The following is a 20831-nucleotide window of genomic DNA, read 5'->3' as shown; positions in this document are numbered from 1 at the left end:
CCTGCCTGGTACCGCTGCTGTGGCTGAAAAGGCTAACCCGTTCGGCCCCACCGGCACACGGTCCGTCACCTCAGCCCGTGAAGGCGATCCGGTGCAGTGTGTCCGCCGACGCCCGGTCGAGGAGGACCGCCGAGGCGCAGCCGGCGGGCAGGGTGCCCTCGGTCACGGAGGCGAGCAGGCGGTCGGTCGCCGCGCGGTGCCGCAGGAATGCGTACCGGGAGACGCCCCGGCCGCGCTCGCGCTGGCCGGCCAGCGCGTCGTCGGCGCCGACGTCGAGGAGCAGCAGGTGCAGGGTGCCGCCGCGGCGGCGGGCCTCACGGGCGAGCCAGCCGCGCACCCAGGCCTGGGTGCCGCAGTCGTGCACGACGACGCCCTCGCCGGAGCGCAGGGCGCGGCGCAGCCCGGCGTAGTGGGCGAGGCGGACCAGGGGCCGGTAGAGGGCGTACGGGAGGAGGCGCGGCATGCGGCGGTCCCAGCGGTCGCGGGTGTCCTGGGAGTCGATGCGCAGGCCGCGCACCGTGCGCCGCATCAGGGTGGACTTGCCGCTGCCGGGCAGGCCGGTGATCACCACGACGTCGCGGGGCCCGAAGAGCAGGGCGTGCGGGCTGCGGCCGTCGCGGTCGCGCAGATCGCGGACGACGGGTGCGGGCATGTCGGCACACGTCCCCTCGGCCGGGGCGGGCCGCTTCGGCAGCGCGATGCCCGAGGTCGTTGCGTAAGCCGTGGTCCTGTTCACCGTGATCGTCCTCCCCTGGGGCGGTTCACGAGTTCCCGTCCCCGTCGAGTGTAAAGAGAAGGTAATGCGGCGGTCTCGCGTTTTCGTGCGCTTACTGCCACAAGCCGGTTACAGATCACGGTCTGCCACGAACAGGCCCGGCGTGCAATGATGGCGGCGCCAACTGCATACCGGCCGTTTGAATCCGCGCGGGAGAGTCCCCGGCCATCGCCGGGGCGCCGAAGGAGCAAGTCCCTCCCTTGAATCTCTCAGGCCCCGTTACCGCGCGGGCGAGGCACATCTGAAAAGCGGGCCGCCGCTCGACGGCTGCCCCACCCAAGGTGCAAGTCCTGACCGCCGTACTCCGGTGGTCATGGCGAACCTCTCAGGTTCCGATGACAGATGGGGAGGACCGCCCTCGCCCGTCCTGTTGTGCCCTGGGAGACGAACGACCGATGAGCAGTACCGAACTCCGCCGTACCGCGCTGGATGCCACGCATCGCGCGCTGGGCGCGACGATGACCGACTTCGCCGGCTGGGACATGCCCCTGCGCTACGGCTCCGAGCGCGACGAGCACGTCGCGGTGCGCACCCGGGCCGGGCTCTTCGACCTCTCCCACATGGGCGAGATCACCGTCACCGGCCCCCAGGCCGCCGGCCTGCTGGACTTCGCGCTGGTCGGGAACATCGGCAGCGTGAAGCCGGGCCGCGCCCGCTACACCATGATCTGCCGCGAGGACGGCGGCATCCTGGACGACCTGATCGTCTACCGCCTGGGCGAGACCGAGTACATGGTCGTCGCCAACGCCTCCAACGCGCAGGTCGTGCTGGACGCGCTCACCGAGCGGGCCGCCGGGTTCGACGCCGAGGTCCGCGACGACCGCGACGCCTACGCGCTGCTGGCCGTGCAGGGCCCGGAGTCCCCCGGCATCCTCGCGTCGCTCACCGACGCCGACCTGGACGGCCTGAAGTACTACGCGGGCCTGCCCGGCACCGTCGCCGGCGTCCCCGCGCTCATCGCGCGCACCGGGTACACCGGCGAGGACGGCTTCGAGCTGTTCGTGAAGCCGGAGCACGCCGTGGAGCTGTGGCAGGCGCTGACCAAGGCGGGCGAGGGCGCCGGGCTGGTCCCGTGCGGTCTGTCCTGCCGGGACACGCTCCGCCTGGAGGCGGGCATGCCGCTGTACGGGCACGAGCTGACGACGTCGCTGACGCCCTTCGACGCCGGGCTCGGCCGGGTGGTGAAGTTCGAGAAGGAGGGCGACTTCGTGGGCCGGGCCGCCCTCCAGGAGGCCGCTTCCCGGGCCGAGGCGAACCCGCCCCGCGTCCTGGTCGGCCTGGTCGCCGAGGGCCGCCGGGTCCCGCGCGCCGGGTACCAGGTCGTCGCCGGCGGCGAGGTGGTCGGCGAGGTCACCTCCGGCGCCCCGTCCCCGACGCTGGGCAAGCCGATCGCCATGGCGTACGTCGACGCGGCGCACGCGGCTCCCGGCACCGCCGGGGTCGGCGTGGACATCCGGGGCACCCACGAGCCGTACGAGGTCGTGGCGCTGCCCTTCTACAAGCGCCAGAAGTAGACACTGGGCGTGCGGGGCGCTTCGGCGCCCCCGTACGCGTCCGGCGCTTCTCAGCAGCAGTTTCGTAGTCCCCCCGTCATCACCACTCCCCCGCGTACAGGAGAATTCAGGCCATGAGCAACCCCCAGCAGCTGCGCTACAGCAAGGAGCACGAGTGGCTGTCGGGCGCCGAGGACGGCGTCTCGACGGTCGGCATCACGGAGCACGCGGCCAACGCGCTCGGTGACGTCGTCTTCGTCCAGCTCCCCGAGGTCGGCGCCACCGTGTCCGCGGGCGAGACCTGCGGCGAACTGGAGTCGACCAAGTCGGTCTCCGACCTGTACTCCCCCGTCTCCGGCGAGGTCACCGACGTCAACGAGGACGTCGTCAGCGACCCGTCGCTGGTGAACACCGCGCCCTTCGAGGGCGGCTGGCTGTTCAAGGTGCGGGTCAGCGAGGAGCCGGGCGACCTGCTCTCCGCCGACGAGTACACCGAATTCGCCGGCGCCTGAGGAGACACGGACGCATGTCGCTTCTGAACACCCCCCTGCACGAGCTCGACCCCGACGTCGCCGCCGCCGTCGACGCCGAGCTGCACCGCCAGCAGTCCACTCTCGAAATGATCGCCTCCGAGAACTTCGCGCCCGTCGCGGTCATGGAGGCCCAGGGCTCGGTCCTCACCAACAAGTACGCCGAGGGCTACCCGGGCCGCCGCTACTACGGCGGCTGCGAGCACGTCGACGTGGTCGAGCAGATCGCCATCGACCGGGTCAAGGACCTCTTCGGCGCCGAGCACGCCAACGTGCAGCCGCACTCGGGCGCCCAGGCCAACGCGGCGGCGATGTTCGCGCTGCTCAAGCCGGGCGACACGATCATGGGTCTGAACCTCGCCCACGGTGGGCACCTGACCCACGGCATGAAGATCAACTTCTCCGGCAAGCTCTACAACGTCGTCGCCTACCACGTCGGCGACGACGGCCAGGTCGACATGGCCGAGGTGGAGCGCCTCGCCAAGGAGAACCAGCCGAAGCTGATCGTGGCGGGCTGGTCGGCCTACCCGCGGCAGCTCGACTTCGCCGAGTTCCGCCGGATCGCGGACGAGGTCGGCGCGTACCTGATGGTCGACATGGCGCACTTCGCCGGTCTGGTCGCGGCGGGCCTGCACCCGAACCCGGTCCCGCACGCCCACGTGGTGACCACCACGACCCACAAGACGCTGGGCGGTCCGCGCGGCGGTGTGATCCTCTCCACGGCCGAACTGGCCAAGAAGATCAACTCCGCCGTCTTCCCCGGTCAGCAGGGTGGCCCGCTGGAGCACGTGGTGGCCGCCAAGGCCGTCGCCTTCAAGGTCGCGGCGAGCGAGGACTTCAAGGAGCGCCAGCGTCGTACGCTGGAAGGCGCCCGGATCCTGGCCGGGCGCCTGGTGAAGGACGACGCGAAGGCGGCGGGCGTGTCCGTCCTGACCGGCGGCACGGACGTCCACCTGGTCCTGGTCGACCTGCGCGACTCGGAGCTGGACGGCCAGCAGGCCGAGGACCGTCTCCACGAGGTCGGCATCACGGTCAACCGCAACGCCGTGCCGAACGACCCGCGCCCGCCGATGGTGACGTCCGGTCTGCGCATCGGTACGCCGGCCCTGGCGACCCGCGGCTTCACGGCCGAGGACTTCGCCGAGGTCGCGGACGTGATCGCCGAGGCGCTCAAGCCGTCCTACGACGCGAAGGCGCTGAAGGCCCGGGTGAAGGCCCTGGCGGACAAGCACCCGCTGTACCCGGGTCTGGACAAGTAACCAACAGCATCACCCAGGGGCGCCGCGCAGGCCACGAGCGAGCACGGCGCCCCACCCTCTCCGCATCACCCCCGTTCTGAGGAGTTCCCGTGGCCATCTCGGTCTTCGACCTGTTCTCGATCGGCATCGGCCCGTCGAGCTCGCACACGGTCGGCCCGATGCGCGCGGCGCGCATGTTCGCCCGGCGCCTGCGCAACGAGGAACTGCTGGGCTCGGTGGCCTCGGTCCGGGCCGAGCTGTACGGCTCGCTCGGCGCCACCGGCCACGGCCACGGCACGCCCAAGGCGGTGCTGCTCGGCCTGGAGGGCGAGTCGCCGCGCACGGTGGACGTGGAGACGGCGGACGACCGCGTCGAGACGATCAGGACCTCGGGCCGCATCCGGCTCCTCGGCGAGCGCGAGATCGCCTTCTCCTACGACGACGACATGGTCCTGCACCGCCGCGAGACCCTCCCGTACCACGCCAACGGCATGACGCTGTGGGCGTACGACGCGGCGGGCACGGAGGTGCTCTCGAAGACGTACTACTCGGTCGGCGGCGGTTTCGTCGTGGACGAGGACGCGGTGGGCGCCGACCGCATCAAGCTCGACGACACCGTGCTGAAGTACCCCTTCCGCACCGGCGACGAGCTGCTGCGCCTGACCGAGGAGACGGGTCTGTCGATCTCCGCGCTGATGCTGGAGAACGAGCGGGCCTGGCGCGACGAGGACGAGATCCGCGAGGGCCTGCTGGAGATCTGGCGCGTGATGCAGGCGTGCGTGGCCCGCGGCATGTCCCGCGAGGGCATCCTGCCGGGCGGCCTGAAGGTCCGCCGCCGCGCCGCGAACACCGCGCGCAAGCTGCGCTCCGAGGGCGACCCGCAGGCCCTGGCCATGGAGTGGATCACGCTCTACGCGATGGCCGTGAACGAGGAGAACGCGGCCGGCGGCCGGGTCGTCACGGCGCCGACGAACGGCGCGGCGGGGATCATCCCGGCGGTCCTGCACTACTACATGAACTTCGTCCCCGGCGCCGACGAGGAGGGAGTGGTCCGCTTCCTGCTGGCGGCCGGCGCGATCGGCATGCTCTTCAAGGAGAACGCCTCCATCTCCGGCGCCGAGGTCGGCTGCCAGGGCGAGGTCGGCTCCGCCTGCTCGATGGCGGCGGGCGCGCTCGCCGAGGTGCTGGGCGGCTCCCCGGAGCAGGTGGAGAACGCCGCCGAGATCGGCATGGAACACAACCTCGGCCTCACCTGCGACCCCGTCGGCGGCCTCGTCCAGATCCCCTGCATCGAGCGCAACGGCATGGCCGCGGTGAAGGCGGTCACGGCGGCCCGGATGGCGATGCGCGGCGACGGCTCGCACAAGGTGTCCCTCGACAAGGTCATCAAGACCATGAAGGAGACGGGCGCCGACATGTCGGTGAAGTACAAGGAGACGGCCCGGGGCGGCCTGGCGGTGAACATCATCGAGTGCTGAGCCGGGAGACCTCCCGAGGCTCGGTGTGGCGGCTCCCGGACGGGGCAGCACAAAGGAGATCGCGCCGGACCCGGCGCGGGGAGGCACGGTACGAGCGGAGGTTCACGCGTGGACTGGCTGTTCATCGTCAAGCCCGCGAGCACCGGCCCGGACGGTGGATCGTCCGCCAAGAGTCACATGCTGGAACTCGCCGAGACCGAGCCTCGGCGGGAGTGGTGCCTGTCCAGGTGGCGGCGGATGGCCGCGGGCGACCGCCTGTGGGTCTATTTCGCCAGTCCGGTGCGGGAGGTCGCCGCGGTGGCCGAGATCGAGGACGAGCCGTTCGAAGCGGCCGGGAATCCTCGGCAGCCGTGGCGTGTCCGGGCGACGCTCAGCCCGGCGGCGACCCGCCGGCTGCACCGCGACCCCGTTCCGCTGCACATGCTGGCCAACCGGCACCCCCAAGGGGTCACCCGCGTGAAGGACGCCGACCTGGCGCTTCTGCTGCGGCACGCCGGCCTGTAGCACCGCCTCGGGCCCTTCGGCGTCTCGGAGAGCTCGCGTGTCTCACATGGTGGCATCGACTTTCCGTCAGGTAAGACGCCTGAGATCGTTTCAGGGCACACACATGTTCCACGCGTGAAAGACCGAGCCATGTCCGCATCCGCCGCCGGTTCAGCCGGGGCACCCGTCAATCCGCGCTCCCGTGTTCTCATCGCCAGCCTCATCGGCACGACGATCGAGTTCTACGACTTCTACATCTACGCGACCGCCGCCGTTCTGGTCTTCCCGTCGCTCTTCTTCCCGAACAGCGACCCGACCACGGCGCTGCTGTCGTCCTTCGCGGTCTTCGGTGCCGCGATGGTCGCCCGCCCGATCGGGGCCGTCTTCTTCGGGCACCTCGGTGACCGGCTCGGCCGCAAGAAGACGCTGGTGGTCTCGCTCCTCACCATGGGCATCGCCACCTTCCTCATCGGCGCGCTGCCCACCTACGCACAGGCCGGCTGGGTCGCCACCGCGCTGCTCGTGCTGATGCGGCTCGCCCAGGGCTTCGCGCTCGGCGGCGAGTGGAGCGGTGCCGCCCTGGTCGCCACCGAGAACGCCCCCAAGGGCAAGCGGGCCCTGTACGGCACCTTCCCGCAGCTGGGCGCCCCGCTCGGCTTCATCATCGGCAACGGCCTGTTCCTGATCATCGGCGCGCTGCTGCCGTCCGCGGCCGGCACCGACCCCACCCAGCCGTCCGAGGCCTTCACCAGCTGGGGCTGGCGCATCCCGTTCCTGTTCTCCGCCGTGATGGTCGCGATCGGGCTGTGGGTGCGGTCGCGACTGGTGGAGTCGGCGGTGTTCACCAAGACCCAGGAGACGGGGAAGGTGCGCAAGCTGCCGCTCGCCACCGTGGTCCAGGGCCACTGGAAGCAGCTGATCCTGGGCACCTTCATCATGCTGGCCACGTACGTGCTCTTCTACCTGATGACCACGTTCTCGCTGAGCTACGGGCGCACTGCCGAGGACGCCGCCGTGCCCGGTCTGGGGTACAGCTACACCACGTTCGTCCTGATGATGATCTTCGGTGTGGTGTTCTTCGCCGTGTTCACCCTGGTCTCCGGACCGCTCGCCGACAAGTACGGACGGCGCACCACCCTGATCTGGATCACCGCCGCGATCGTGGTCTTCGGTCTGGTCTGGGTGCCCCTGATCGACCTGGGCACCCTCGGCGTGGTGCTGTGGCTCGTGCTCGGTTTCACGCTGATGGGCATGACGTTCGGTCCGATGGGCGCGCTGCTGCCCGAGCTGTTCCCGACGAGCGTGCGCTACACCGGTTCCGGCATCTCGTACAACGTCAGTTCGATCCTCGGGGCGGCGGTCGCGCCGTTCATAGCGGTGGCGCTGTGGGAGGCCGGTGACGGCTCGCCGTGGCTGGTCGGCGTCTACCTGTCCGCGATGGCCGTGCTGACGCTGACCGCGCTGCTCCTCGGCAAGGAGACCAAGGACGTCTCCCTGGACGACGACGAGGCCGCCTCCGCCGACGACGGCACCCGCGCCCCGGCCGCCTCCTCCGCCTCCTGAACCGACCGGCGCACGCCACCGCCGTACGCCGAGCGCCCTCGCGCCCGGCGTACGGGTCGCCGATCCCGGGCATAACTACAGCTCCCGCCCCCAGGGCACTTCAGCCCCACCGGCATCCGAGGGAGTCCTCATGCTGCGCGGCATCGACGTGAGCGCGTACCAGTCCTCCAGCTACGGCACGGACGGCCTGTCCTTCGTCTTCATCAAGGCGACGGAGGGCCGTTCGTACGTCAACCCCAAGCTCGCCGCCCAGACGGAACGGGCCCGCGACGCCGGGCTCGTCGTCGGCTTCTACCACTTCCTGTGGCCGGGCAACCTCACCGCCCAGGCCGAGTACTTCCTGTCCAAGACGCCGGAGAGGAAGGGCGACATCCTCGCCGTCGACTGGGAGTCGACCGGCGAGGGCACCCACGCGAGCAACGCCGAGAAGGACCGCTTCATCCGGAAGCTGAGGGAACTGCGACCGGACAACCGGGTGATCCTGTACTGCAACCGCCATTTCTGGCTCACCGTCGACACCACCTCGTACGCCGGCGACGGCCTCTGGATCGCCGACTACGTGACGGCGGGCAAGCCGCGCATCCAGGCGAAGTGGCGCTTCCACCAGTACACCGACGACCCGGTCGACACGAACGTCGCGGACTTCGCGAGCAAGGCCACGCTGAAGCAGTGGGCGCAGAGCGCCTGAGCGGCCGTCAGCCCCGGAAGTCCGCGGGGCGCTCCGGGGACGCCTGCGCCAGTGCCTTGGCGACGTCGTCCACGCCCGCGCGCAGGCCGTACACCGGGGTGTCGGGCTGCTGGCGCCAGGAGTCGTCGATGCCGCCGGCGTCCACGGTGTCGAAGCCGAGTTCGTCGATCAGGGCCCGGACCTTCGCCTTGGCCGCCTCGTCGTCGCCGGCCACCGGGAGGGCCATGCGGTCGGGGTCGCCGGCCGGGCGCGGGCGGTCCAGGATGTCCTGGGCGTAGGTGCCGTTGAAGGCCTTGATCACCGGGTGGCCGAGGTGGCGTTCGGTCCAGCGGCTCTCGGTGAGGCCCTCGTCCTCGATGCCGGCGATCCGGCCGTCGCGCTGCTGCGGGTAGTAGTTGCCGGTGTCGATGACCGCGACGTCGTCGGCGGCCCCGTCCAGGACGCCGGACGGCAGGTCGGGGATCGCCTTGAGGGGGATCGTGACGACCACGATCTCCGCGCCGCGCGCCGCCTCCCCGACCGGTACGGGGGTCGCCCCGGTCTCCTCGGCCAGCGCGGTGAGCGTGTGCGGGCCGCGGGAGTTGGCGACGGAGACGTCGTGCCCGAGTGCGGTCAGCCGCCTGGTGAGGTTGCCGCCGATGTTGCCCGCGCCGATGATGCCGATCTTCATGGTCCTGACTCGCCTGGCCTTCCGGAGGTCGTGTCCTGCGGGTCCGGCGCGTTTCGCCGCGCCGGTGGTCAGCAGCAACCTCCGGCCGCGGCGGGCTATTCCGGCGCCGCCCGTCCTTCACCGCTCCGGAGCAGCGCGAGCGTCTCCTCCGGCTCCCGGCGCATGACGAGGGGGGCGCCCGTCCGGTCGGCCGGACGGGCGCCCCCCTCGGGCATCGCCTACTTGTTGAGGTGCGCCCAGAACTCGTCGAACGACAGCAGCTTGTCGCCGTTGAGGTCTCGGCCGGCGATGATCGCCTCGGCCACCGACTCGGTGACGTTCCAGTCACCGCCCTGGGCCAGCGCGGTCTTGAACTCGGCAGCGGTGATGAACCCGTCACCGTCCGTATCGATCCGCTCGAACTGCTTGCGCGCTTCCTCGATGTCCGCCACCGATCAGCCCCTCATCCGTGCTCCGGTCGTGCTGTCGCACGCCACTGACGCAGGTCAGATTAGCTGCCCGTCCGGGCCTCCAGTGCGGCGACCACCCACCCGAACTCCTCCTCGTACGTCGGCTGGGGTCCGAGACCGCTGACGACGGCCGACAGTTCCCGGTACCGGCCGACCCGGCTGTGCGTCATCGCGGTCAGGCGTTCCCGTACGGCGGCGGCGTCGGCGTCGCCGAGCAGCGGACGCAGGACGTCCCCGGCCTCGGGCGCCTCGGGGGCGACGCCCCGGCGCAGCGCGTCGCCCGCGAGCTGCACGAGGCGGCTGACGAACCACATGGACGTGCCCGCGGGGACGTCCGGCCCCCGGTCGGCCGCGTTGAACTCCACCATCGAGCGCATCAGCGCCCGGAACCCGGGGTCCTGGATCAGTTCGGCCAGTTCCACCCAGGCGTCCACCTGCTCCGGCGTCGGATCGTCGGGCAGCGTGGCCGCCGTGAACCGCAGCCGGCTGCGGACGTCGGGGTCCGCCGTGTCGATCCCGTCGAACAGTTCCGTCATGAAGTCTTCGACGATCCGCCCGCGTTCGGCGGCGGACAGCCGCGCCAGTTTGTTCATCAGGGTCGTCTCCTCCGCGGTCGAGCCGCGTCGCGCCACGGTCGACAGCACCGCACGGGTCACCTTGAGCGACGCGATCTGCGCGTCCAGCGCGCTCACGTGCGCCGCCGCGACCTGCGCGACCGTCGTCTCGCCGGACAGGATCCGGCGTACGTCGTCCAGGCCGAGGCCCAGTTCCCGCAGGGTGCGGATCAGCTCCAGGCGGGCCGTCGAGGCCGCGTCGTAGAGCCGGTAGCCGCCGGCGGAGCGGGTCACCGGGGGCAGCGCGCCCTCGTCGGACCAGTAGCGGATGGTGCGCACGGTCAGTCCGGTGGTCCGCGCCAGCTCACCGATGGTCATGAGTCCGGTGCCGTCGTCGGTCATGTCTGGGAGTGTGGACCTTCCAGTGGGTGGAGACTCAAGGGGCACGGTGATGGAGAGCCTGCGGGAGATCCTGGACGCGGCGGCGCGGGGCGCCTTCCCGCCGCCGGACGGCGGGACGACGGTGGTCGCGCAGCCCGGTCCGCGGGACGCGGGCGTCATCGCCTTCACGGGGCACTCGGTCGTCTTCACGGACGAGGACGAGGGGTGGGTGCGCGAGACGCTGGGCTCCCTGGAGTGCGACCCGCTCGCCGCGACGATGCACGCGCGGTTCCTGGCGGCCCTCATGGAGCGGACCGGCCGGACGACCGACACGATCGACGTGCTGCTGACCGGGGCACCGCTCGCGGGACGACCGGAACTCACGCTGACGGAGGTCGCCGATCCCCGGCATCCGCGAGTGGTCTCCGCGCGGCGGCGGCGCGACGACGTGCGGGTGTGGGCGGCGGACGGCGGAGTGCTCGTGCTGGGCCGCGGGGTCGCCGGGCGGCTGGAGGTCGCGGTGGAGGTGGCGGAGGACGCCCGGCACCGGGGCCTGGGGCGGCGGCTGGTGGCGGCGGCGCGGCAGCTGGCCGGGGGCGAGCCGGTGTGGGCCCAGGTGTCGCCGGGGAACGCCCGCAGTCTGCGGGCGTTCCAGGCGGCGGGTTACCGGCCGGTGGGGTCGGAGACGCTGTTCCTCCTCCCCCGCGGGCGGGGGGTCAGTGCCAGGGCTTGTAGTGCGGGTTGCTCTCGCACTCGCTCATGATCTCGGTCTTGGTCTGCTTGTCGACCGGGCAGACACCGATGACGTACTGCCGCTGGATGCCGCCCGGGAAGGCGACCTCGACCTGGTCGGCCCACTTGTGGGTGTCGCCGATGGTCTTGTTGACGTCGATGCCGCCGGGCGCGTCGATGTAGTAGTTGTAGCCGGACTTGTACCAGGTCTTGTACAGGTCGTGGTCGTAGGTCGTCGACACGTACGGCGAGGGCTGGTTGACCAGGACGTACTTCTCGATGTCGTACTGGCCGTTGCGCACGTCCTTGGCGTGGAAGCCCTCCTCGAAGACGATCTGCGGGCCCCGGCTGTCGCTGCGGTAGAGGGTGCCGCAGGTGGTGCGCCAGACCGGCTGGGGCGTGATGCGGGCGACGTCGACGTCACGGTCGGCGGCGGCCATGATCTTGTCGTCGAACTGGGGGCAGGCGGGGGCGGCCTTCGCGGGTGCCGTCGCCGGGGCCGCCGCGCCGGGGACGGCGGCGGCGGAGGTGGCGAGGACGGCGGAAAGGGACAGGACGGCAGCGGCGGCCCGGCGCCGCAGGCGTGTGGTGATCATGCGCGTACGATCCCGGGTCCGCGGCGACGGCCCGCGGATCATCACCCGATGGTGGCGTGTTGACCGAACTCCCTTGCCGCGTGCCCTCCTTGCGGTCAGCGGAAGATGCCGGTGTGGCCGAGCGAGTAGCGGCCGGGCTGCGGGTAGACGGCGAGGCCGTGCGGGCCGTTGCCGACCTTGATGCGGGCGAGCTGTTCGCCGGTGCGGGTGTCGATGGCGTACACCTCGGCGTCGTAGCGGCCGGAGAGCCACAGGACCTTGCCGTCGGCGGAGACACCGCCCATGTCGGGGCTGCCGCCGCCGGGCAGGCGCCACTTCTTGGTGAGCTCGTCGCGGGTGAAGTCGAAGACGGAGACGGTGCCTTCTCCCCGGTTGGAGACGTACATCTCGCGGGAGTCGCGGCCGACGTAGAGACCGTGGGCGCCCTTGCCGGTGGGCAGGAGGGTGGGCGTGGTGAACGCGTCGCCGTCGAGCACCCACATGCCGTCGGCCTTCATGTCGGCGATGTAGAACTTCTTGCCGTCGGGCGAGACCTTGACGTCCTGCGGCATGGCACCGTCGAAGGGGAGCCTCTGCTGGGCCACGACCTCCATCTTCCGGGTGTCGACCTTGAGCAGTTCGCCGCTGAACTCGCAGGAGACGATGAAGTAGCGCCCGTCGAGGGAGAAGTCGGCGTGGTTGACGCCGTAGCAGGTGACGGGGACCGTCTTCTTCACCTTCATGGTGTGCGGGTCGCGGAAGACCAGCTCCCGGTCGAGGGACGCCATGACGACCGCGTACTTGCCGTCGGGTGTGAAGTAGAGGTTGTAGGGGTCGTGGACGTCGACCGGTGCGCCTGCCTCGCCCGTCCTCGGGTCGATGGGGGTGAGGGTGTTGCCGCGGTTGTTGTTGACCCACAGGGTCTTCAGGTCCCAGGACGGCACCACGTGCTGGGGCTGGCGGCCGACCGGGATGGTGTCGACGACCTCGTGGGTCTTCGGGTCGATGACCGTGACGGTGTCGGACTCGGTGTTGGGGACGTAGATCCGGGAGGGGAAGTCCTTGACCACCGGGGAGAGCTTGTTCGGGCGGTCGGCGGCGTAGACGTCCTTCGGGTCGAGGACGGGCGGCATGCCGGGCAGGCCGTCGACGGCGGGCTTCCGCTCGGCGGGGGTGGCCTTGGCGGCACGGGTGCTCGGGTGCGTCCCGCCGGACTGCTGCTGTCCGTCGCCGCAGGCGGCGAGGGCGACGAGGGCGAGGCCCGCGATCAGGGTGCGGGTGAGGGTTCTGGCGTGCATCAGCCGATCAGCTCCGTGGTGGTCACCGCGTGCAGTCCGCGGTGGTCGAGTTCGTCGAGCAGGGAAGGGAGCGCGGCGACCGTGTCCGCGTAGCCGAAATGGAGGCTCACCACGGACCCGCCGCGGACCGCGCCGAGCACGGTGCGGGTGACGGCGGTGGCGCCGGGTGAGGTGAAGTCGAGGGAGTCGACGTCGTAGGAGAGGACGTGCGGGTAACCGGCGCGGACGGCCAGCCGTTCGACGAGCGGGGAGGCGCGGGCGGCGCGGGAGGGCCGGAACCAGGTGCCGATGGAGCCGGTGAGGCGCTTCAGGCGCCGGGCGCAGTCGGTGATCTCGGCGTATGCCTCCGCCTCGGTCATGGCGTTGACGTCCAGGTGGCGCTGGGTGTGGTTGCCGAGGTCGTGGCCGCCGTCGAGGATGCGGCGGGCCAGTTCCGGGTGGGCGTCCAGCCAGGTGCCGACGGCCAGTACGGTGACGCGGGCCCCGTGCCGTTCGGCCTCGGTCAGGATCGCGTGGGCGGTGGCGGGGTCGCCCTGGCCGTGGAAGGTGAGCGCGACGCGGGCGCGGGCGCGGGGGCCGTGGGCGATCTGGACGGGGTGGCCCGGGAAGCGACGGGGCGCGGGGGCGGCGGGCGTGCGGGGCGGGGCCGGCGTGGAGCCGGAGGGGCGCGCGGCGGGGTGGGCGACGGCGCCCTTCGGGCCGCATCCGGTGGTCAGCGCTCCCGCGGCGACGAGTCCGGCGCACGCGGCCAGTGCGGTTCGGCGGTCGGTCGTGGTCACCGCACCATTTAAGGTGCGTCGCGCCCGAAAGCGGGTGATTCGCCCGAACGGTGGCCGGTCCCGCGAGCGGCCGGTCGGCCGGTGCGGGGTCAGCGGGCGCCGCGCGGGCTCAGCGGTCCGTCACCCTCATCTCGAACCAGGTGGTCTTGCCGCGCGGCAGCAGATCCACCCCCCAGCGGTCGGACAGCTTGTCGACCAGGAAGAGTCCGCGTCCGCTGATGTCCGTCTCCTGGACCGGCATCAGACAGGGCAGCCCCCGGGAGGGGTCGCGGACCTCGACGCGGATCCAGCCGGGGCGGCGGCGCATGTGGAGGCCGAAGACGCGGGCGCCGGTGTGGCGTACGGCGTTGCCCACCAGTTCGGAGACGAGCAGGACGGTGTCCTCCGTCACCTTGGGGGACACCTTCCACTGGCGCAGGGCCACCACCTGGGCCAGCCGGCGGGCGGTGGCGGCGGACTCGGGGCGCGACGGTAACGGAACCTCGCACTCCGTGGGATTGCCGAACAGTTCCAGCGCCTTGAGCGCGTATTCGTCCTCGACCGCCGGCGACCAGCGCGCCGCGGTCGCACGTCCGGCTCCCCGCGGCTGTTCCGTACCCTCCAGCCCCGCCATGCCCCCATCATGGCCGCCGCCGGCGGGCTCTGGAGCCGTTCCCGGTGAATGCGCCGGCGCAGAGCCGGTGCCGCCCAGGAGGCGCCTGGCATGTGCCAGGGGCAGTTCGGTACCGCGAACAGCGTCGCTGACCTGCGCGGACTGCTCGGCCGGAGACAAGCGGGGGACTCCCTCGACAAGGCGCGCTTAATGGTGCGTTAAGGCTGCCATAAACCGCCCCATCGAGGGACCCGGATCAGACATCACGTCAATTGCCAAAGGAGGGGCCGGTGTCAGACGAACTTCGCCTTGCCGGGGCCCTCCTCCACGAAGCTGCGCATGCCGCGCTCGCGGTCCTCGGTGGCGAACAGGCCTGCGAACCAGTTCCGTTCGACGGCGAGGCCGGTCTCGATGTCCGTCTCCAGACCGGTGTCGATCGCCTCCTTCGCCGCGCGCAGCGCGATCGCGGGGCCCTTCGCGAGGCGGGCGGCCCAGGCGTGCGCCTGCTCGTAGACCTCGGCGGCGGGCACCACGCGGTCCGCCAGGCCGATCGTCAGCGCCTCGTCGGCCTTCACCTGGCGGCCGGTGAAGATCAGGTCCTTGGCCTTGGAGGGGCCGACCAGCCGGGACAGGCGCTGGGTGCCGCCCGCGCCCGGGATCAGGCCGAGCAGGATCTCGGGCTGGCCGAACTTGGCGTTGTCCGCGGCGATGCGGAAGTCGGCGCAGAGGGCGAGTTCGCAGCCGCCGCCCAGCGCGTACCCCGTCACGGCGGCGACGACCGGCTTGGGGATGCGGGCCACCGCGGTGAAGGAGTCCTGCAGGGCACGGGCGCGCAGGATCATCGCCGCGTGGTCCATCACCTGCATCTCCTTGATGTCCGCGCCGGCCGCGAACACCTTCTCGCCGCCGTAGATCACGACGGCGCGCACGTCCTCGCGCCGCGTGGCCTCCTCGGCGAGTTCCTTCAGCCGGTCCTGCGTGGCGACGTCCAGCGCGTTCATGGGCGGGCGGTCCAGGCGCAGCGTGCCGACGCCGTCCGCGACTTCGAGATGTACGGTCATGCTCCGCAGGTTAGCGGGGGTTAACCGCTGGCGTCGGTGCCGTCGCTCACACCCGGCCGGGGGCCCGGGGGTTGCCCCCGGACGGGCACAGCGCGGGGGTTAACCGCTGGCGTCGGTGCCGTCGCTCACACTCGGCCGGGGGCCCGGGGGTTGCCCCCGGACGGGCACAGCGCGGGGGTTAACCGCTGGCGTCGGTGCCGTCGCTCACACTCGGCCGGGGGCCCGGGGGTTGCCCCCCGGACGGGCACAGCGCGGGGGTTAACCGCTGGCGTCGGTGCCGTCGCTCACACCCGGCCGGGGGCCCGGGGGTTGCCCCCCCCGGACGGGCACAGCGCGGGGGGCAACGGCTGCGGCCCCGGTGCCGTACCTCGCATCGAGGGCACCGGGGCCGTACGCGGCTCGCGCCGGGAGGCTCAGGCCTTCCACTGCTCCCAGGACATGTTCCAGCCGTTGAGGCCGTTGTCCGGGGCGATGGTCTCGTCGTTCGAGTTCTTGACGACCACCACGTCGCCGATGAGGGAGTTGTCGAAGAACCAGGCGGCCGGGGTCTTGCCGTCCCAGCCGCCCTGCACGTCGCGCAGGCCGACGCAGCCGTGGCTGGCGTTGCGGTTGCCGAAGGCGTCGCCGCCCCAGTAGTTGCCGTGGATGAAGGTGCCCGAGGTGGACAGGCGCATGGCGTGCGGGACGTCCTTGATGTCGTACTCGCCGCCGTAGCCGACCGTCTCGCCGTTCATGCGGGTCACCTCGAGCTTCTCGGTGATGACCATCTTGCCGTTCCAGGTCTCGTACCCGGGGGCGCCCGTGGTGACCGGGACGGTCTTGAGGACCTTGTCGTCCCGCACGACCTGCATCGTGAGCTTCTTGGCGTCCACGACGGAGACCTGCTTGCGGCCGACGGTGAAGGAGACGGTCTTGGTCTGCTTGCCGTAGACGCCCTCGCGGCCCTCGACGCCGTCGAGCGCGAGGTCGACGGTGACCTTGGTTCCGGCCTGCCAGTACTGCTCGGGGCGGAAGTCCAGGCGGTCGTTGCCGAACCAGTGGCCCTGGACCTCGACGGCCGGCTCGGTCTTGATGCGGATGGCCTTCTCGACGTCCTCGGGGTGGGTGATGCCCCGGCTGAAGCGGATCGAGAACGGCATCCCGACGCCGACCTTCGAGCCGTCCTCGGGAGTGAAGGTGCCGGTGAAGGTGTTCTTCGGCGTCAGCGTGGTGAAGCGGGAGTCCTCCGCCGCGGTGCGGCCCTCGGAGTCCTGGGCGACGGCGTGCACGGTGTACGCGGTGGAGGCGGCCAGGTGGGTGGACGGCGTCCAGGTGGCGCCGTCCCCGGATATCTTCCCCTCGACCGGGTGGCCCTCGGCGTCCTTGACCACGACCTCGGTCAGCTTGCCCTTGGCGGCGCCGACCTTGAGGGCGCCGCTGGTGTCGACGGCCTTCGCCCCGTTGGCCGGCGCGATGGTGACGACCGCCTCGGACTGCTTGCTCTGTGCCGCGGTGGCGTCCTTGGCGTTGCCGCCCTTGCCGTCCCCGGACCCCGAGTCCGCACCGCCTCCGCCGCACGCGCTGACCGCCAGCAGCACGCCCAGCATCAGCGCGGGCAGCCTCCTGCCGGTCCCCTTGCCGCTCCGCCCCCGGATGCCGGCCGACGACGTCCCCGATATCGGACGCACGTTCACCTTGTCTCCCCTCGCCGGGCCTGGTCCGGCCCGCGCCCCAGTGCGCACACTCGCGCATCGGCGCATCGTAACCGCAGGCCAGGGACGTTGCGGCCAAGGGAATTGTCACTGTTCCGTACCGAGTTGGCGCCGCGGGGCTCCGCGTCACCGGACCGCGCTGCCCGCCTTCCACGCCCTCCAGCTCATGTTCCACCCGCCGAGGCCGTTGTCGGGGTCGACCTTCTTGTCCTTGCTGCGGACGACTTCGACGACGTCGCCGATCAGGCTGCGGTCGAAGAACCAGCCCGCCGGGGTGTCGGACCCGCCGCCCTTGACGTCGCGCAGGCCGACGCAGCCGTGGCTGACGTTGGCGCGGCCGAAGGTGTCGACGGGCGCCCAGTAGTTGCCGTGCAGGAAGGTGCCGGAGCTGGTCAGGCGGATGGCGTGCGGGACGTCCGGGATGTCGTACTCGCCGCCGAAGCCGACCGTGCGGCTGTTCATGCGGGTGACGTCGAGCATCTCGGTGACCACCATCTTGCCGTTGTAGGTGGGCGTCGACGGCGCCCCGGCGGTGATCGGCACGGTGGCCAGCAGGGTGCCGTCCCGGCGCACCTCCATGGTCCGCTCGACCGCGTCGACCAGCGACACCTGGCTGCGGCCGACGGTGAAGGAGAACGCCTTGTGCTGGAGCCCGTAGACGCCGGGCGCGCCCTCCACGTCCCTCAGCTTCAGGGCGACGGTGACCTTCGTGCCGGGCTTCCAGTAGTTCCTGGGCCGGAAGTCGAGGCGGTCCTTGCCGAACCAGTGGGGGCGGACCTCGGTGGCGGGCTTCGCGGTCACGGAGACGGCGCGTTCCACGGCGGCGCGGTCGGTGATCTCGCGGTTGAACTCCAGCGAAACGATCATGCCGGTGCCGACGACCGAGCGGTTCTCGGGGGCGGTGTACGCGATGAAGCGTTCCTCGGGGACGTAGGTCGTGAAGGTGGTGTGCCGGGCGGAGCGGCGCCCGTGGCCGTCCAGGGCCACGGCGTCGACGGTGTACTTGGCGGCGAGCGCGAGCCGGTCGTCGGCGGGCTTCCAGCTGAGGCCGTCGGCGGAGATCCGGCCGGGGACCGGAGTCTCCTGCGCGTCCTGCGACTTGACGACCTTCACCGACTCCAGGCGCCCCTCGGGCACCCGCACCGACAGTTCCCGATCCGGCCGCACCCCCTTGCTCGCGTCGTCCGGGGTGACGCGGATGACGTCCTCGGGGGCGGGCGGCTTGCCGAACACCTCCCCGATGCCGGAGCCGATGCTGCTGCCGCCCGAGGTGCATCCGGCGGCCCCGGCCAGCAGTCCTGCCCATGTCATTACGGCGGCCAGCGCGGCCCCCGCGCGCCGCGCGCGCCCATGTACGTGCCTCACATCCACCCGTAACGACCGGCCGGCCCTGGGGAAACGTGAGTGCGAGCCACGGGGTGGGCAGAACAGTGGGGAGGACGACGCGACGGGGAGCAGCGGTCGGGACACCGTGCGCCCATTTTCCCGTCACTGCGACGTCGTTCCACGAGCCGCAGGAGGCTGACAGGTGTCCAGCGCAGCCGAGCAGGAGGCGGTGGCCGGGAAGCGGGCCGCCGAGGACGGGCGCCCCGCCGTCGTGGTGAACGGTGCGCGGCGTGCCGCGCCGCCGCCCGCCGTGCCGGCCTGGCCGGGCACGCCGGTGCCGCTGGGCGCCCGCTTCCGGGCGGGTCCGGACGAGGCGCCGGGGACCAACTTCGCGCTGTGGGCGGGCGGGGCGGAGGCGGTCGAGCTGTGCCTGTTCGACGAGCGGGGTCCCGGCGGTGCGGAGCGGCGGGTGCGGCTGACCGAGCTGACGCACGAGATCTGGCACGGCTTCGTGCCGGGCGTGCTGCCCGGGCAGCGCTACGGCTACCGGGTGCACGGCCGCTGGGACCCGTGGACCGGCGCCCGCTGGAACCCGGCGAAGCTGCTGCTCGACCCGTACGCCCGCGCGGTGGACGGCGAGTTCGGGCTGCCGCCCGAGGTGTACGGGCACGTCCGCGACTGGCCCGAGCAGCACGTGGCGGACACCGTGCGCGACAACCGGGACTCGGCGCCGTACGTCCCCAAGGGCGTCGTCGTCCACGACGACGACGACTGGTCGGACGACCGCAGGCCCAAGACGCCGTGGGCGGACTCCGTCATCTACGAGCTGCACGTGCGCGGTTTCACCAAGCGGCACCCCGGCATCCCCGAGGAGCTGCGCGGCACGTACGCGGGCCTGGCGCACCCGGCGGCGATAGAGCACCTGGTGAAGCTGGGCGTGACCGCCGTCGAGCTGCTGCCGGTGCACCAGTTCGCGCACGAGGACCATCTGCTGAAGCGTGGCCTGAGGAACTACTGGGGCTACAACTCGATCGGCTACTTCGCCCCGCACGCCGCCTACGCCGCCTCCGGCACGACGGGACAGCAGGTCGGCGAGTTCAAGCGGATGGTGCGCGCCCTGCACGCGGCCGGCATCGAGGTCATCCTCGACGTGGTCTACAACCACACGGCGGAGGCCGGCGAGCTGGGCCCGATGCTGTCCCTGAAGGGCATCGACAACCGCGGCTACTACCGTCTCCAGCACGACGCCCGCCGCTACGCCGACTACACCGGCTGCGGCAACACCCTGCACGTCGTCCAGCCGCACGTCCTGCGCCTGATCACCGACTCGCTGCGGTACTGGGTGACGGAGATGGGCGTGGACGGCTTCCGTTTCGACCTGGCGGCGGCGCTGGCCCGCTCGATGCACGACGTCGACATGCTCTCCCCGTTCCTCGCGGTGATCGCGCAGGACCCGGTGCTGCGCCGGGTGAAGCTGATCGCCGAGCCGTGGGACGTCGGCTCGGGCGGCTACCAGGTGGGCGCTTTCCCACCGCTGTGGACGGAGTGGAACGACCGCTACCGGGGCGCCGTGCGGGACTTCTGGCGGCATGCCCTGCCGGACGTCCGGGAGATGGGCTACCGCCTGTCCGGCTCCAGCGACCTGTACGCCTGGGGCGGGCGGCGGCCGTACGCGTCGGTCAACTTCGTCACCGCGCACGACGGGTTCACGCTGCGCGACCTGGTGTCGTACGAGCGCAAGCACAACGAGGCCAACGGCGAGGGCAACCGGGACGGCGCGGACGACAACCGGTCCTGGAACTGCGGCGCGGAGGGCGAGACGGACGACGAGGGCGTCCGCGCGCTCAGGCGGCGCCAGTTGCGCAACCTGCTGACCACGCTGCTGCTGTCGACCGGCGTGCCGATGCTGGTGGCGGGCGACGAGATGGGGCGCACCCAGCGCGGCAGCAACAACGCCTACTGCCAGGACAACGAGATCAGCTGGGTGGACTGGAGCCTGCTGGACGACCCGGACTGGCGGCCCCTGTTCGAGCTGACCTCCCGGCTGATCGCGCTGCGCCACCGGCACCCGGTGCTGCGCCGCCGGGCCTTCTTCTCCGGCCGGGCCCACTCCGCGGACGGCCTGCGCGACCTGGCCTGGTTCACCGCCCGGGGCACGGAGATGACGGAGGGCGACTGGTACGCCCCCGCCGCCACTCTCGGCATGTACCTGTCCGGGCGGGACATCCCCGGCCGGGACGAGCGCGGTGCGCCGATCACCGACGACAGTTTCCTGGCCGTCCTGCACGCCGGGGACCGGCCGGTGGACTTCGTGCTGCCGGCGGCGCCGTGGGCGGAGCGGTACGAGGTGGTCGTGGACACCGACAGGGAGGAGCAGTCGGGGGCGCCGGGCGAGGAGTACCCGGCGGGGGCCCCGATCAGGGTGCCTGGCCGGACGGTACTGCTGCTCAGGGCGGGCTGAGCCGGTCCGCCCGG

General features: G+C 71.7%; 20 protein-coding genes and 2 riboswitches. Of the genes, 9 read left to right on the top strand and 11 right to left on the bottom strand.

What is annotated here, in order from left to right:
• Positions 1 to 70: 70 nt before the first annotated feature.
• A complete protein-coding gene (locus tag IEZ05_RS33625; RefSeq protein ID WP_189234102.1) occupies positions 71 to 736 on the bottom strand; it encodes an AAA family ATPase in 666 nt (221 codons plus the stop codon).
• Between the two features lie 179 nt (positions 737 to 915).
• A riboswitch (glycine riboswitch) is annotated at positions 916 to 1010 on the top strand.
• A riboswitch (glycine riboswitch) is annotated at positions 1011 to 1127 on the top strand.
• Between the two features lie 43 nt (positions 1128 to 1170).
• Between IEZ05_RS33625 and gcvT the strand changes: the two genes are divergently transcribed.
• From gcvT to IEZ05_RS33590, 7 genes are all read left to right on the top strand, one after another.
• Positions 1171 to 2289 carry a glycine cleavage system aminomethyltransferase GcvT gene (gene gcvT / locus IEZ05_RS33620; protein ID WP_189234101.1) on the top strand — a complete coding sequence of 373 codons (1119 nt, stop codon included), beginning with the start codon at positions 1171 to 1173 and terminating at the stop codon, positions 2287 to 2289.
• A gap of 113 nt (positions 2290 to 2402) precedes the next feature.
• The gene (gcvH, locus tag IEZ05_RS33615; protein ID WP_189234100.1) at positions 2403 to 2780 is read left to right on the top strand and encodes a glycine cleavage system protein GcvH; all 378 of its coding nucleotides are present in this window, start codon (positions 2403 to 2405) and stop codon (positions 2778 to 2780) included.
• 14 nt (positions 2781 to 2794) lie between these two features.
• A complete protein-coding gene (gene glyA / locus IEZ05_RS33610) occupies positions 2795 to 4057 on the top strand; it encodes a serine hydroxymethyltransferase (protein ID WP_189234099.1) in 1263 nt (420 codons plus the stop codon).
• Between the two features lie 89 nt (positions 4058 to 4146).
• Positions 4147 to 5514, top strand: coding sequence for an L-serine ammonia-lyase (locus IEZ05_RS33605; RefSeq protein WP_189234098.1), 1368 nt, complete (start codon positions 4147 to 4149; stop codon positions 5512 to 5514).
• 108 nt (positions 5515 to 5622) lie between these two features.
• On the top strand, positions 5623 to 6018 hold the full coding sequence (locus IEZ05_RS33600) for a hypothetical protein (RefSeq protein ID WP_189234097.1): 396 nt from the start codon (positions 5623 to 5625) through the stop codon (positions 6016 to 6018).
• A gap of 129 nt (positions 6019 to 6147) precedes the next feature.
• Positions 6148 to 7560 carry an MFS transporter gene (locus tag IEZ05_RS33595; protein WP_189234096.1) on the top strand — a complete coding sequence of 471 codons (1413 nt, stop codon included), beginning with the start codon at positions 6148 to 6150 and terminating at the stop codon, positions 7558 to 7560.
• A gap of 130 nt (positions 7561 to 7690) precedes the next feature.
• The gene (locus IEZ05_RS33590) at positions 7691 to 8248 is read left to right on the top strand and encodes a glycoside hydrolase family 25 protein (protein WP_189234095.1); all 558 of its coding nucleotides are present in this window, start codon (positions 7691 to 7693) and stop codon (positions 8246 to 8248) included.
• A gap of 7 nt (positions 8249 to 8255) precedes the next feature.
• Here IEZ05_RS33590 and IEZ05_RS33585 read toward each other — a convergent pair whose 3' ends face one another.
• The 3 genes from IEZ05_RS33585 to IEZ05_RS33575 form a co-directional block, all read right to left on the bottom strand.
• The gene (locus tag IEZ05_RS33585) at positions 8256 to 8996 is read right to left on the bottom strand and encodes an NADPH-dependent F420 reductase (protein WP_268255245.1); all 741 of its coding nucleotides are present in this window, start codon (positions 8994 to 8996) and stop codon (positions 8256 to 8258) included.
• Positions 8997 to 9136: 140 nt separating this feature from the next.
• Positions 9137 to 9349: an EF-hand domain-containing protein gene (locus tag IEZ05_RS33580; RefSeq protein WP_189234093.1), complete on the bottom strand. Its 213-nt coding sequence runs from the start codon at positions 9347 to 9349 to the stop codon at positions 9137 to 9139.
• Between the two features lie 59 nt (positions 9350 to 9408).
• Positions 9409 to 10323, bottom strand: a complete 915-nt coding sequence (locus IEZ05_RS33575; protein ID WP_189234092.1) for a helix-turn-helix domain-containing protein — start codon at positions 10321 to 10323, stop codon at positions 9409 to 9411.
• A 49-nt stretch (positions 10324 to 10372) separates the two neighbouring features.
• On the opposite strand from IEZ05_RS33575, the gene IEZ05_RS33570 reads away from it, so the two are divergent.
• Positions 10373 to 11065, top strand: coding sequence for a GNAT family N-acetyltransferase (locus IEZ05_RS33570; RefSeq protein ID WP_189234091.1), 693 nt, complete (start codon positions 10373 to 10375; stop codon positions 11063 to 11065).
• Here IEZ05_RS33570 and IEZ05_RS33565 read toward each other — a convergent pair.
• The 7 genes from IEZ05_RS33565 to IEZ05_RS33535 form a co-directional block, all read right to left on the bottom strand.
• A complete protein-coding gene (locus IEZ05_RS33565; protein WP_189234090.1) occupies positions 11019 to 11630 on the bottom strand; it encodes an ADP-ribosyltransferase in 612 nt (203 codons plus the stop codon). The two genes, IEZ05_RS33570 and IEZ05_RS33565, sit on opposite strands and share 47 nt — an antisense overlap.
• Positions 11631 to 11725: 95 nt before the next feature.
• Entirely contained in the window at positions 11726 to 12907 is a 1182-nt protein-coding gene (locus IEZ05_RS33560) for a YncE family protein (protein ID WP_189234089.1), read from the bottom strand.
• Positions 12907 to 13686, bottom strand: a complete 780-nt coding sequence (locus IEZ05_RS33555) for a polysaccharide deacetylase family protein (protein WP_189234088.1) — start codon at positions 13684 to 13686, stop codon at positions 12907 to 12909. The genes IEZ05_RS33560 and IEZ05_RS33555 overlap by 1 nt, the downstream gene beginning before the upstream one ends.
• Positions 13687 to 13795: 109 nt before the next feature.
• Positions 13796 to 14299, bottom strand: coding sequence for an ATP-binding protein (locus IEZ05_RS33550; RefSeq protein WP_189234087.1), 504 nt, complete (start codon positions 14297 to 14299; stop codon positions 13796 to 13798).
• Between the two features lie 272 nt (positions 14300 to 14571).
• A complete protein-coding gene (locus tag IEZ05_RS33545; RefSeq protein ID WP_189234086.1) occupies positions 14572 to 15339 on the bottom strand; it encodes an enoyl-CoA hydratase/isomerase family protein in 768 nt (255 codons plus the stop codon).
• A 413-nt stretch (positions 15340 to 15752) separates the two neighbouring features.
• Positions 15753 to 17012 carry a L,D-transpeptidase gene (locus tag IEZ05_RS33540; RefSeq protein WP_373298899.1) on the bottom strand — a complete coding sequence of 420 codons (1260 nt, stop codon included), beginning with the start codon at positions 17010 to 17012 and terminating at the stop codon, positions 15753 to 15755.
• Positions 17013 to 17156: 144 nt separating this feature from the next.
• Positions 17157 to 18395: a L,D-transpeptidase gene (locus tag IEZ05_RS33535; protein WP_189234084.1), complete on the bottom strand. Its 1239-nt coding sequence runs from the start codon at positions 18393 to 18395 to the stop codon at positions 17157 to 17159.
• A gap of 163 nt (positions 18396 to 18558) precedes the next feature.
• Between IEZ05_RS33535 and glgX the strand changes: the two genes are divergently transcribed.
• Positions 18559 to 20817 (top strand): glycogen debranching protein GlgX, encoded by a 2259-nt coding sequence (glgX, locus tag IEZ05_RS33530; RefSeq protein ID WP_189234083.1) that lies wholly within the window; start codon positions 18559 to 18561, stop codon positions 20815 to 20817.
• The last annotated feature ends 14 nt before the right edge of the window (positions 20818 to 20831 follow it).

The organism is Streptomyces flaveolus (genome assembly GCF_014648815.1).
In the GTDB taxonomy this organism is placed as follows: Bacteria; Actinomycetota; Actinomycetes; order Streptomycetales; family Streptomycetaceae; genus Streptomyces; species Streptomyces flaveolus.
Note: the sequence above shows the minus strand (reverse complement) of the source record. Positions and strands in the feature narration are given on the sequence as shown.